The organism is Ahniella affigens (assembly GCF_003015185.1).
In the GTDB taxonomy this organism is placed as follows: Bacteria; Pseudomonadota; Gammaproteobacteria; order Xanthomonadales; family Ahniellaceae; genus Ahniella; species Ahniella affigens.
In genome coordinates this window covers 1,635,087-1,648,100 of sequence record NZ_CP027860.1, presented here as the reverse complement: position 1 = coordinate 1,648,100, position 13,014 = coordinate 1,635,087, and the positions used below count along the sequence as shown (strand labels likewise).

The following is a 13,014-nucleotide window of genomic DNA, read 5'->3' as shown; positions in this document are numbered from 1 at the left end:
CCGAACATTCCTATGGCAACGACTCGAAATCGTCCCGATGCCAATAGATCAGTGGCGAACCAACCACATCCTGCGGCGTCTCAAAAAAGCTCCTGACTGCAGGACCCAGCTGCCCGAAGTCGCCCTGGCCAAAGCAGCGCAGCGTGTCGTCCATGAGCACCGCACAAGTGTGGCCTTCGTTGGTGTCGATCATTCTGACATGGGCCAGGCCGACCACGGCTCCGGGCACGTTGGTACCACCACCGGCAATGCCATTGCCCAGCTGCCCGTACTGATTGAAGCCCCAGCACTTAACCGTTTGATCCAGCAGTCGCGCGCAAGTCGTATAACCTCTGCCCGAAATTTCAACGACGTTAGTCAGCCCAGGTACCGCAGTCGGCGACAGTTCGTCGGTCCAAGCGCCTTGTCCAAGTTGGCCCCGGAAACCACTTCCCCAGCAGCGAACCGTCCCGTTGACGAGTAGTGCACAAGAATGGTCTTCGCCTGCGGTCAGCTCTCGCACGCCAGTCAGACCCGGAACCGGAATCGGCTCCAAACTAGCGTCGGTCGTGCCAGTACCAAGTTGCCCCTGCGCATTGCCGCCCCAACACCTCACGCTGCCATCGGTGAGTCGAGCGCAGCTGTGGTAATGCCCGAGGGCAATCTGGGCAACACCGATCAAACCGGCCACTCCTGCGGGCGTCGTGACGAGATTCGTCGTGCCGTTACCAACCTGTCCGTCGTCATTAAGCCCCCAGCACTTGACCGTGCCTTCTGCTAACCGCGCGCAAAAGTGGTTCCAACCACCTGCAACCTCGGCCACGTTGGTCAGACCCGAGACTTGAACCGCGACATTACTGTGCGCGGGCACACCATTCCCGAGCGCACCATTGTAGTTGCCGCCAAAGCAACGTACCGTGGCGTCCGCAAGCAACACGCAAGTTGCTCGATAGGCAGCGACCACCGACACCGCATCGGAGATGCCCGCGGCCAATTGAGGAATTGAGCTGGATGCATTGTTGCCATTGCCAAGCTGGCCCAGCGTGTTCTGGCCCATGCACCGAACGGTACCGTCAGTCAGACTCATACAGGTATGCCAGCCACCCACACCAACCGTGCCGATTGGCGACAACCCTGCAACTGCTTGCGGCTGGCCGCTGTAAGGCCGCGTGCCATTCCCGAGCTCGCCCGAGTAATTCGAGCCCCAGCATCGGATCCGAGCATCGGCAAAACGTGCGCACGTGTACCCCCAACCACTCGCAATATCGGTCACTCCCACGAGGCCCGGCACTACCACTGGAACCGAACTACTGATGGTCGTACCGTTCCCCAAAGCACCCGAAGCGTTGGAGCCCCAACACTGCACCGAAGTGTCCAACATACGCGCGCAAGTGTGCGAATTCCCCGCTGACAGCGCACTGACGCCCGCCATATCGCTGACCGCCACTGGCACCAAGCTCCGAACAGTCTGACCATTGCCGAGTTGCCCGCTGGCGTTAGCGCCCCAACAGCGCACACTCCGATCCAGCAGACGCGCACACGAATGCGATCCACCAACGTCGATCTCCTGCACTCCAGACAGACCGAGCACGGCGACTGGGGCGCGCCGATCCGTCGTGCTGCCGTCGCCCAATGCTCCATCTGAATTCGCGCCCCAACAAAACACCCCGCCATCGGTCTTGCGTGCGCAAGTGTGCGATGCCTTTGTCGATATCTGTTCAACTTCGGTCAAATCATAAACTGCTACGGGCAGCCAACTCCCAAACGACAAACCGGTGCCGATTTCACCGCGGTCATTGCGACCCCAGCACCGCACAGTCTTGTCTTGCAATCGCGCACAGGTGAATTGATCACCAGCAGTGATCTCCTCGACATCAGTAAGACCCGAAACCGGCACAGGCAACACACTGTTGGTCCCGGTTCCGTCTCCCAACTGACCTGACAGGTTTGCGCCCCAACACATGACCGTACCGGTCTCAAGAAGCGCGCAGGCATGATTCTGTCCCGCGGCAATCTGCCGAACTGCATTGAGCGGTGGTCCCGCGACGGGAACCGAGCTCGAGGTATAGATCGTATTCCCGAATCGACCTGCGAAGTTTGATCCCCAGCAGCGCATGGTCCCTATTTCGGTGATCGCACACGTATATCCGTTGCTTGCGACCAGATTCCCCGCAGCCGCAGATTCTCTCGAATAAACCGAAATCAACGCAACCAGCACTAAGCAGACCACAAATCGACATTGAAACCGTGACGTCATAAACATTGCAATCGAATCAAGAAGAGAGCAAGACCAATTTGCGCAAACCAGGGGAAACCCAGCCGTTTCCTCATCGGTTGCCTCCCGCGCGAATTTTGATAGTCGATTCGGCAGTCATCAGACCGCGGCCGGGGGCGCGAATCTGAAATCATATCTCAACTCCATCGCACCACCGACTGAGACTATTGGGCGGCAAGATACAGTGCGACAAGCGATGCGCGATGCCCCGAATCGATGCACGTCGGACTGTTTGAGCCTACAAGATCGGCGGCATGCGCTTTGACAATCGCGCCCAATGGGCCAGATCCCGGTATGAGCGCGAATTTCAACAATCAGGACCAACCCTCTCCATTAGCCTGACGTTGGCATTGCGTCGCTGCACGACGACCCGCCAGCTTCCAACGGACTGACCCGGATCAGCTCCAGCACCGTGACACCGAAACATCGTGCGAATTCCCGTGCGATCCGAAACCTTACGGGGCGCCCCAACTCAGCCCGCTTGATGGTGGTCAGCGACAGCTGAATGTTCCGCCGCCAGCAGTCATCGGCCAATTCTTGCTGGCTCATCAGCCGGCTATGCCGCAAATTGCGGAGGCCGGAACGGTCAAGCAGTACGTGACTATGGCGCGTGGCACTCAAGTTCTTGGCTTTGCCGATTACATGGGCAATCAGGCCAAACCTAACCGATGCCGATACCGGCGCTGGTCCCGATTCAACCGCACCTGAAGCAATCCCAAAGTCTTGAAGCCGTTCAAATGATCCGTCGGTCATCGCAGTTCTCCTGTTCGTGGCCTATTGCCATCGCTGTCACGTGGCGCTGATCTGGCGGCGCGCTGCAATCAGGTACCAATCTTTCGGCCTGCTAGCCAGCCCCGACGCCAGGAGCGCCATCCTGCTCAAGGCGGTCTTGGGGTTCCTTCCGGAAACCTGCCGATTTTCACATCGTTGATTTATCGACGCTTTTCTGAACCTGATCGGAGAACGGCTCGATGAAGGCGGCAATTCGGTGCGTCCCCGCGCGTCTGCGCTGCGACCGATGAGTGGCGTCCCTTGGACCGAAACCGGTCTGGTAGGGGCAGACCCACGTGTCTGCCCTCAGCCCCCCGTGTCTGCCCCTGCGGATTTGAGGGACAGCCCCTGATTTGAAACGGTTCCGGGGTGAAAGCCGGAATGGACAAGAGCTGCATCATTCTCTCGTCAAACACGCCGTAACCCATTGGTTTTGCAAACCAAGAAATTGCGGTTGCCGATGACTCTGACCGCAAGTAACCCCCTCCCCGACCCTCCCCCGCGCTCGCGGGGGAGGGAGCCGACTCCCTCTCCCACGCGAGTGGGAGAGGGCTTTGGAGAGGGCTACCTGCCACACTGCACCGCCGTGAAAATCGCGCATCGACGCTGACAGTTTGATGCACGAATAAGCGTACCAAATGGGCGGCTGGATTCCCACGCGAGTGGGAGAGGGCTACTTGCCACACTGCGCCGCCCCAGCAATCACGCATCGTCGCCAACCGTTAGATCCGCGAATCAGCGCACCAGCGGTGCGATCAGCGCACTCATCAAGGACTGATTGGCACAATCTTGTGCACGATCGGCTTCCCGCTCAGTGGTGCGAAGACGTACAGCAGTACCGCGTTCTCGGTGGTCGGGTAGGTCGTGAACTGCGCTTCGCACAAAAAGCAGTAGTTCGCGCCCGCAACAACCTGGGATGCAAAAGCGAATGGCGTATAGGCTGCCCCAGTCCAATCTGAAAGCGCCGATGCAAACACTTCCTTGGCTTGCGGCGTGAGGGTGAAGCTGAAGGCGGACCAGCCGCCAGGGACTTGATTTGACATAGCGATCTCCAATAGTCAGGCAAGAGAAAATGGTGAGTTGTCGCAGGCATCTCCGGCGATGCCCTTCACGAGACCACTCTTGTCCCGTTCGACGCGACCATTGTGGGTGTGTCCTCAATCAACCGTAGCGCCCTCTTGGGCTCACTTCAGTGTCCGCGCTCAATCGCTTCGGGCGTATGCCGTTCCACGCCACCAGAGCAGTTCAACAGATAAGTCGGCATGCGGAACCCAATGCTGGCGAGAAATGCTTGCTGTGGCGCTGCATCGGGCGTTCGACCAAGCAAGCAATGGGCGCTGACCCAGGTTGCCAATAGCTCGGGGTTCCGGGAACCAGAGACTGAGGGCCCGAGTACCTTGAGCACCTGCTGCCAATTCGCCACAGCCTCTTCCAATTCCTGGATGCCTGCCAACGCTTGCCCTCGCCCCAGCAGCGCCCTTGCTAGCGCTAAGGTCTCCGGCATACTGCCGGCGGCGTCACTCGCAATTCGTTCGAGATCAGCGATCGCTTCGTTGCTGGCTTCTACATCAATGGAACCCGGACGTGTCACGGCCAATACCTGCCGATTTAAAGCAGACAATCGTCGCAATGCAATGGAAGGATCGCCCGCCCGCTCATTCTGTTCGATCCAAACTTGCGCCCGCAGCGAATGTTCGCGACGGTCAGCGAGCCGACCCATTTGCAGCGCCAGTTCACTCGCCTGCATTTCCGCGATCGCCAGATCGCGAACCCAAACGCGATTGGCCGGCTCACGCTCAATCAGCCTGTTGAGTCGACTGATACTCGCCGCAATCTGCGTACCGGCCTCTGCCAGCTGGCCGCGCGCCAATGCAACCCGAGCGCTGTTGAGCTGTGCGGTCGCCAACCCACGCTGCCAAACCAGGGCCTCGGGCGTCTGCTCAGTCAAGGCGGTAAGCATGGCGATTTGCTCAGCAAAGCCGGCAGCGGCTTCGGTGAGCTGCCCTTCCGATTCTTGCGCACTGGCAAGCCAAGACAACGTATCGGCCAAGTCGAAGCGCAGGCCCCCATCATCGGGTCGCAACGCAAGAACCTGCGACTTGATATCAGCCGATCGCTTGAAGTAGGTCATCGCCTCCGCGACCCGACCTTGATCACGAATCACACCACCCAAACTATTTAGCGCATAAGACAGCTCCAACTGCCAATTGGGGTTCTTCGGATCTTTGGCGACGAGCAGCTCAGATGTGTGCAGATAGGCGCGCCAATGTTCCAGAGCCTGGTCTAACTGGAACTGGCGGAAATGAAAGTTCCCAAGCCAGAACGACGCAATACCATACTCTTCGATAGCAGCCTGCGAGTCTGGTGCCTTGCTGAACGCCAGCAACGACGCCGCCTTCGCACGCGTAAAAGCCGCCTCCGCTTCCGCCAAGTTAGCCTGCTCGTGCATGACTTCACCGACTGTGCGCAAGGCGCGTGATCGATTGATCAGGTCATCAACCTGCATCGCCGACTCGGGTTGTCGCTCAATTTCAGCCAGCGCTCTGCTGCTGATGCTGCCAAGCAAATCCAGGTTACCGAGCGGCCGCAGCTTGTCGGCCAAATCGACCAGCATGAAGTCCGACAACTGCATGGCCGCCTCCCGGCGGCGCTCTGCGTCATCGCGAGCGCGCACTGCCAACGTTGCTGAAACAAACGCAACCACAGTGAGCAGACCAAGCCCGAGCACTGCCGAACGACGCAACCAACGTCTTCGCCGATCCATTGCTGTTGAAGCTTCCAGAAACGCCCAATCCTCCGATCGAAGATCAGTCGGTAACCGCTTTGCCGCTTCCTGCGCGTCGTCCAGCGGTCGCCCAGAGTTGAGTAAGTGGTCGAACACCCGCCCCTCCTCAAGCCAGCGATCCGCCGCTCGCTGCAGTCGCGCCTTCGCTTGCAGCAGGCGGCGGTTTTCCTGAGTCCATTCGCGCGCCCGCCCCCACTGCCGAAACAGCGCTTCATGAGCGACTCGCAGAACCGACTCACTGTCACTCAGATCGGCGACAAACAGTCGTGCATGGACCAGCGCTTCCGCCAACTCGCGCGCGCGGAGATCTAGTTCTGCCAACTTGATCAAACGCGCGCTGACGCGATCGCTATCGGTTTGCAGGACAATCATTCTACTGAACAACCCCGGCAGACTGGCCTGGGTCGCCTGGCTCAGCGCTGTGTAGGCCGCTTCGGCCTGATGGGTCAGCGCCCCCTCCAGCCCGCCCATATCTCGAAAGACATCGAACCGCAGCATCCCAGCGTCGCTACGACGCTCGTACAGAATCTGCAATGTGTGCTGCAACATTGGCAATGCATCGACTTGACTGATTGCCGCATCGCGCAGCACATCGTCCAATCGCTCTCGCGTCTCCGGGTCTTCCTCAAAACTGAGTCCAGCCAACGCAGCCGGCGTGCGAATGATCTGCGCAATTTCGCCTGACCGGGGCGATAGCACATCCACGTGACCATCGCCTTGCTTGCGCTCGGCAATCTCAGGAAAGGCCTCAACGAACCCAGGATAGAAGTCGCTACGAATCACCACCACCACAAGCACTCTCGGCGAGTCGCACAGACTAAGTACCGCCCGCATGAACAACCGTCGCTGGTCCGAAGACTCTGCGCCACCGACCACCAGCGCTTCGGCGTGGTCGATCAGCAGCAGCAAGTGGGCGAACGGCAATCCAGCCAGCTTGCGGGAGCCCACGCGCCGGAACGCGTGATCGACGAGACTCGGGGCCGCTTCCGGGGAATCCCGCAACGACGCAGCCAGCTCCGGAGCGTCCGGCAGAAAGACTGGTCGCTCTTCCAGCTGCCAATCACACAAAGCATGCGCCAAGCGCAGCATGGCCTCCGCTTCGTCGACACCGGCCAGGTCACAATGCGCTGTCGACAGCGCTTCTAAGCCATCAAAGCCACCCTCTTGGCACATTAGTGGCAGGACACCAGCCTGCAGCAGCGAGGACTTGCCACAGCCGCTGGCCCCCACTACCAGGACCAAGCGTTGCTGGGTCTCGATCTGCCTGCGCAGCGCCGCCAGCAAGTCAGCGGTCGCGCGACTCCGTCCACAGAAGACACTTGCATGGTCACGATCGAACGAGTTCAGACCAACGAACGGATTGGAGCTTGCCCAATCACCCAATTGCAAAGCGGCGCGGCGGTAGTCGCCCGGAAACCGCACTTCAGCGACGAGCCGATAACCACGTTTGCGGATGGTTTCGATGAACCTGGGCGACCGGACATCGTCCTGAAAGACCCTGCGCAAATGGGCGATCGCCTTGTGCACCGGGTTGTCGCCGTAGAACGTACCGCGCCAAACTTCGACCAGGAGTTGCTCAGCGCTGACCACCTCGCCAGCATGCTCAGCCAGCGCCACCAGCACTTCCATGACCCGTGGTTCCAACGCAATCTCACTGCCCTCGACCACCACCGTCAAGCAATCAGGTTGCACCGCGACCGCGCCGACGCGAAATCGCGAGCGTGACGATAGGGTCTGTATCCGGTCGGTGCGTTGCACGACAAATGACCTCGGCCGCCCCTGTGGTATTGGCTTCGAGTATGTCACTGCGGTGAATGTGCTGGCAACAGCTGACGCTCGCGAGCTACGACGAAGCCGCGAGTTCGAACCGGCATTCTTCCCGGAGATCATCGGCAGTGTTTGCCATGGCATCCTGTCCAATGGATATCAAGGTCGCGCCATTGGTGCGCAGCGAGATGATGAAAGGCTGGCTCCAGCTGTCTCGAAGGGCGCTAGGCATGATTAAAGACGTCACTGGCTGGAGGCTCACTGGCTCACTCTGATCGATCAGCCACGCAGGCACAGACCGCCACAGCACAGGTGACGGCTCGCGAGCGGCCTCTAACTGCAAACACAGCGCGCTCATGGTCCGTTGGGTTGCAAGCTCCGGTGTCCTGCCAATGCCGCAGCCCAATCCGAACATCAACGGATAACCGAACGCCACTGTTAGTACCAGGAACGGAAAAGCCTGAATAAAGGACATTTCGTTCCACTCGAATCGAAACGGATTGTCCGGCTTCAATCGCTCCGATGATGTTGGCACGCTCATTGATCTCCATTCGACTGCAGCGACTCACCAACCACCGAAGCAGACCGAATGCACGATCTCCTCAGGTCATCCGATGAGTCTCTCTTGGTATCGGCACCGTTCGACGCGATCAATATCGACGTGCCGTCATCCGCCAGCACTAAGGAGGGTCTGAACAAGTCCCGCAATTTCTGGTTAGATACAGGTGTTGCGGCGAGGTTATTTCAGCATGGACCAGATGAGTTTCGGTGACGCGGAATATGCGGCTAAGAAGAAGCAGACGCGTCGGGAGGTATTCCTAGCCGAGATGGAGCAAGTCGTGCCGTGGGCAGCATTGCTGAAGGACATTGAGTCGGTTTATCCGGTCGCCGGTCGCGGCCGTCGCCCGTACCCCGTTGAAGTGATGCTCCGGGTTCACCTGATGCAGAACTGGTTTGGGTTGAGCGATCCGGCGATGGAAGAAGCGCTGTATGAGATCGTGTCGATTCGGAACTTTGCCGGTCTGACGCTGAGCGGCAGCATTCCAGACGAGACGACGATCCTGAACTTTCGGCGTCTGATTGAGACGAATGATTTGGCTTCGTCGATACTGGAGCGGATCAACGGTCATTTGTCGCGCAAGGGCTTGCTGCTGAAGCGTGGCACGATCGTCGATGCGACGATCATCGCGGCACCGAGTTCGACGAAGAACTCAGACGGTGAGCGGGATCCTGAGATGCACCAGACGAAGAAGGGCAACCAGTGGTACTTCGGCATGAAGGCGCATATTGGCGTGGATGCTGACAGTGGTCTGGTCCACACAGTGGTGACGTCGGCAGCCAATGATGCCGATGTTGATCACGTTGAAAGCCTGCTGCACGGCAAGGAAGAGACAGTATGGGCAGATGCGGGCTACCAGGGCGCCGACAAAAACATGCGCGAGAACCATCCGCGCAAGCAGCGCTTCCCTGAGTGGAGGATTGCGATGCGCCGAAGCGCGATCAAGGCGATGGAAGAAGGTCGGGCAAAGAGCAATATCGTGAAGATCGAGCGTAGGAAGGCGCAGGTTCGCGCGCGAGTCGAGCATGCGTTTCAGAAGGTGAAGTGCTTCTTTGGGTACAACAAGGCGCGCTTCAAGGGATTGGCCAAGAACACCAGTCACATCGTCACCCTGTTCGCGCTGGCCAATTTGCATCGTGTCAGAAAAGTGCTACTTGAAACTGCAGGGGAGTTGCGCCCGAAGTTCGCGAGCTGATCACGAAAGAGGGGCAAAGTAGCGCCAGAACCGCTTTCCCAAGTGAAGAACGATACCGATTAGGAAGGATACTTAACGGATCACCGACCGAAACCCGCCTGAGAATCCGGAGGACGGAATCCATCGCCAAAAACCGACTTGTTCAGACCCTCCCTAACGGCGTACCCCACATATCGAGCAACGATCCAGGCGCCGCGTAGGGAGCCTTTGCACAACTTCGAGCACTTCTGATGAGCTCACCCAAGTCAAAGTCAGCACGCGCAGTTGGGCAATCCTGCAGGAACGTGTCGATACGCATACAAGCAGCAATCAACACTTGTCGTGTTGCGTCTGACTTCCCGATCTTAGGGCAGCCAGCCGTGTTCAACCACAGAAGCACCGCGGCGACATCAAGCATCGAAGTCAAGACAATCACTGCAACGATCTCAGACGCTTTCAAACCTTGAGATTCCAGGCAAATCACATCCCACAGACTTTGATTGTCAGGAATGGTTCCCCGGAAGACCAATGAGACCGCATGCCAACGCAAGGCCGCAGCAATCGCTGAAACGACAGCCACTACGCCCGTCCTGGCCAATGCGGGAATGGTGGTCACTGGCGCCGAAACCTCGACCTTCGCCAGCGCAGACAATGCGTCAGACTCTGTGCGAGTCTGAACATCCAAGATGGACTGATTCAGACCCGCCTGAGTGGTCCGGACAGCACCGAACTGGACGAACCGACCACGTCGTTGGCATGCCAGGAATCGAGGCAAAGCCAGCGCACCGCACACCTAGCTCAATTTGCTTGCCGTATTGGTTCGGATCGTACCCTGCAGACGCGCTCAGCCCACTACACGTCTGCGGCGCATGCTCTTAAGCAACACGCTTTGATTCGCAAAGCTCGGCCAACATGCCGAGTGCCTTAGGCCATGACTGACTCAAATGATCCGCCCACTCCGCAGGAACGTCTTGGTCTATCACGACTCGTGTGCCGCCATTTATGGCCTGAAGCGTGTAATTCTCATAAGCTGGCGCCCAGGAACGCACCGCCTCGCTCGTTGTGTCTTCCGTACCGTTGGAGAGCATTCCAAGATGGCGGATCGAAAGGAACTCGTTCCTGCGGCTCTCAGCAATCTCAGAGACCATTCCGTCTCCGCTAGGAGCCAGGAACAGGATTCTCGATCCTACTTCCCACGATCCCTGGAAGTACGATCCTTCCGCAAACGCTGAAGTCCAGTACTTGTAGCTCTCCAGAGCGGTGATGTGCTGCCAAACAACATCAGCTGCAGCGTTGATCGTGATTTCGAATTGAATGTGATTCAAGGTAGCCATGATGATCGCCTGGTTTGTTGGTTGTACAGCCTATTGCCTGAGTAATGCCGCACCGCGTGTTGGCATCCGCCTGGACGAAATTAATGGGCCTCTCCGACGCTCCAGTACACATTGGCCATTGGAGTACAGAAGAAGCCTTCGAGCCGATCGGTCAGTTTGAGTGGCCAGCATGGTTTGGCGGAACGGCTCGTTCACGGGCCTGGAGCAGGTTGACCGCGTTCCGTGGCTGGGCGTTCGAGCCACTTCGACCTTCTGGACGAGTAACGCATGTCCAGTTATCCCTGTGTCCAGTCACCCCTTGCGATTTCACGTTCCGACGCCTGAGTATCGGAGGAAACGAAGCAAGGGGCGCTTGCCTGCCACTCAAAGTCTGCATCCTTGCGCACATTGCCTTGGAACTCCCTTGCAATGATTGGTTGAGCACAGCGCTTATGGACTGTAGTTCTCAGCTTGACACTTGCCGAATTCTTCCATGGTGTCCGAAGACATGGTGCACTCATAGTTCATGCGCGCATGTTTGTCTAGATTATTGCAGTCAATTTGCACTTCGACCTTGGCCCCTTCGAGACCGGTCTGATATTCCTGCTTAATCTCGGCCAGCATCATCTTTTGCTGCTTCTCCTTCATTTGCGCGCACTCGCTTGCATTGAGTGGAATCGGCTCATCTTTGCTGCAGCCGGATAGAACACCTGCTGCGACGAAGATTCCGAGAATTGCAGTGTGCAGTGAGCTCATGTGTTTTTCATCCTGATGATCTAACCCGAGAATTTGGCGAGGGCATGAATGAGTCCATCCTGGACCTTCAGACCCGCAATGAGTCCGGCAAGTGTCCGGACTCAATGCTCCAGAATCAAGCACTTCCGTGCTCGATTCTGGGCGGCCCATCCATGGTCCGCGTCGCGTCTGAACCAGTTTAGGGGCTCTTGAGCAAATCCATCAGAATGGCGGTCTCCGCTCTGATAGCCGCCTTGATCGTCGGCTCGTGTTCCGGCGCCCAAAGCGGCGAATGCACGCTCGGGAGTGGCACACCTGACTTGCGTGAGGCATCCAGCTTCGCGGCATCGACCGCACCGACATGGAGCAACACGATGCGCACCCCTGCGAGTCCGAACTGAGAAAAGTCTTCTCCGCCCATCTGTGCGGGCATCTCAACCACGCGATCGGCACCCAGTTCGGCGCGGGCGGCGACGACCATGCTTTGGACGAGATCGGGGTCGTTGTAGACCGCATCGGTGTTGGACAGAGTTTCGATCAGCGGTTCCTTTGGTGCGTTCGCGGCAAGCGCTTCGCCTTTCGCTTGACGCGCGATTGCGGCGAGCAGGCGCTTCTGCACAGCGGGGTCGAGTGATCGCACGGTGATCTGTAGCGTCACCTGGTCGGGGATGATATTGGAGGCGCTGCCACCATGGATGCTGCCCACTGTGACCACAGCGGGGTCCATGGGATTCGTCTCGCGCGACACCACGGTCTGCAGGCCAATGACAATGCGCGCGGCGATGACCACAGGATCGATCGCACTCTGCGGAAACGCACCATGGCCACCTTTGCCGTAGATCGTCATTTCCAGTCCGGTCGAGTTGGCGCGGAAATAGCCAGCATGAAAACCGATGACGCCGGCCGGCAGACTCATCTCATCGTGTATCCCGAGTGCGTAGTCGGGCTTCGGAAACCGGGTGAACAAGCCATCGCGGATCATCGCGTTGGCACCGGAAACGATCTCCTCGGCCGGCTGCCCGACGAGCATCAGTGTGCCCTGCCAGTGCTCGCGATTCTTGGCCATCAGTTCTGCCGTACCAACCCATGCCGCCATATGAATATCGTGTCCGCACATGTGTGCGACGGGGACAACTTCACCGGTGTTGTTCTTGCTCGTCACCGTGCTCGCAAATGGCAGTCCAGTCTTTTCTGCCATCGGCAACGCATCGAGCTCAGTGCGCAACATCACAACTGGCCCAGGCCCATTCTTCAATATTGCCACGATACCGGTACCACCGACACCGGTGGTGACCTCATAGCCCAATGCCTTGACGCGCGCTGCGAGCGTCGCCGCCGTGCGATGTTCTTGAAACGCCAACTCCGGATTGCTGTGCAGATCCCTATAGAGCTGCTCAATAGCCGGGTAGATCCCGTCGACTTGCGCTGCTCCGACATCATCGCCCGCGGGCGCCGTTTGCGCCCGTGCATTGAGGACGACCGACAGTGTTGCGATTAAAAGACTCAGAAAGATGCGACTCATGGAGCTCCTTGCGAGAAAGTGCTGTCAGCTTTGAATGCCAATTGTGAGGCCTAACACCGTGTTCAGCGCAATCGGGCTGCGGAAGCAGGTCGTAGCGTATAAGGCACCCGGCGTCTGCCGCAACACATCTTAGG

At 58.4% G+C, this 13,014-nt stretch carries 10 protein-coding genes; 1 reads left to right on the top strand and 9 read right to left on the bottom strand.

The window, feature by feature from the left end:
• Positions 1-10: 10 nt before the first annotated feature.
• From C7S18_RS06380 to C7S18_RS24425, 5 genes are all read right to left on the bottom strand, one after another.
• Positions 11-2,095 carry an RCC1 domain-containing protein gene (locus C7S18_RS06380; RefSeq protein WP_425481118.1) on the bottom strand — a complete coding sequence of 695 codons (2,085 nt, stop codon included), beginning with the start codon at positions 2,093-2,095 and terminating at the stop codon, positions 11-13.
• A gap of 492 nt (positions 2,096-2,587) precedes the next feature.
• Positions 2,588-3,007, bottom strand: a complete 420-nt coding sequence (locus C7S18_RS06375; protein WP_106890773.1) for a helix-turn-helix domain-containing protein — start codon at positions 3,005-3,007, stop codon at positions 2,588-2,590.
• Between the two features lie 785 nt (positions 3,008-3,792).
• Positions 3,793-4,068 (bottom strand): hypothetical protein, encoded by a 276-nt coding sequence (locus tag C7S18_RS06370; protein WP_106890772.1) that lies wholly within the window; start codon positions 4,066-4,068, stop codon positions 3,793-3,795.
• Positions 4,069-4,214: 146 nt separating this feature from the next.
• The gene (locus tag C7S18_RS06365; protein ID WP_206207986.1) at positions 4,215-7,568 is read right to left on the bottom strand and encodes an nSTAND1 domain-containing NTPase; all 3,354 of its coding nucleotides are present in this window, start codon (positions 7,566-7,568) and stop codon (positions 4,215-4,217) included.
• A gap of 85 nt (positions 7,569-7,653) precedes the next feature.
• Positions 7,654-8,118 carry a hypothetical protein gene (locus C7S18_RS24425; RefSeq protein ID WP_106890770.1) on the bottom strand — a complete coding sequence of 155 codons (465 nt, stop codon included), beginning with the start codon at positions 8,116-8,118 and terminating at the stop codon, positions 7,654-7,656.
• Between the two features lie 208 nt (positions 8,119-8,326).
• Here C7S18_RS24425 and C7S18_RS06355 point away from each other — a divergent pair, with 208 nt between their 5' ends.
• Positions 8,327-9,331: an IS5 family transposase gene (locus tag C7S18_RS06355; protein ID WP_106889619.1), complete on the top strand. Its 1,005-nt coding sequence runs from the start codon at positions 8,327-8,329 to the stop codon at positions 9,329-9,331.
• Between the two features lie 142 nt (positions 9,332-9,473).
• Here C7S18_RS06355 and C7S18_RS06350 read toward each other — a convergent pair whose 3' ends face one another.
• The 4 genes from C7S18_RS06350 to C7S18_RS06335 all read right to left on the bottom strand — a co-directional run bounded on the left by C7S18_RS06350 (position 9,474) and on the right by C7S18_RS06335 (position 12,880).
• The gene (locus C7S18_RS06350) at positions 9,474-9,962 is read right to left on the bottom strand and encodes a hypothetical protein (protein WP_146151794.1); all 489 of its coding nucleotides are present in this window, start codon (positions 9,960-9,962) and stop codon (positions 9,474-9,476) included.
• 223 nt (positions 9,963-10,185) lie between these two features.
• Positions 10,186-10,644: an SRPBCC family protein gene (locus tag C7S18_RS06345; RefSeq protein WP_106890768.1), complete on the bottom strand. Its 459-nt coding sequence runs from the start codon at positions 10,642-10,644 to the stop codon at positions 10,186-10,188.
• Between the two features lie 429 nt (positions 10,645-11,073).
• On the bottom strand, positions 11,074-11,379 hold the full coding sequence (locus C7S18_RS06340; protein ID WP_106890767.1) for a hypothetical protein: 306 nt from the start codon (positions 11,377-11,379) through the stop codon (positions 11,074-11,076).
• A gap of 178 nt (positions 11,380-11,557) precedes the next feature.
• Complete coding sequence (locus C7S18_RS06335; RefSeq protein WP_106890766.1) at positions 11,558-12,880, bottom strand: amidohydrolase; 1,323 nt, start codon at positions 12,878-12,880, stop codon at positions 11,558-11,560.
• Positions 12,881-13,014 lie beyond the last annotated feature (134 nt).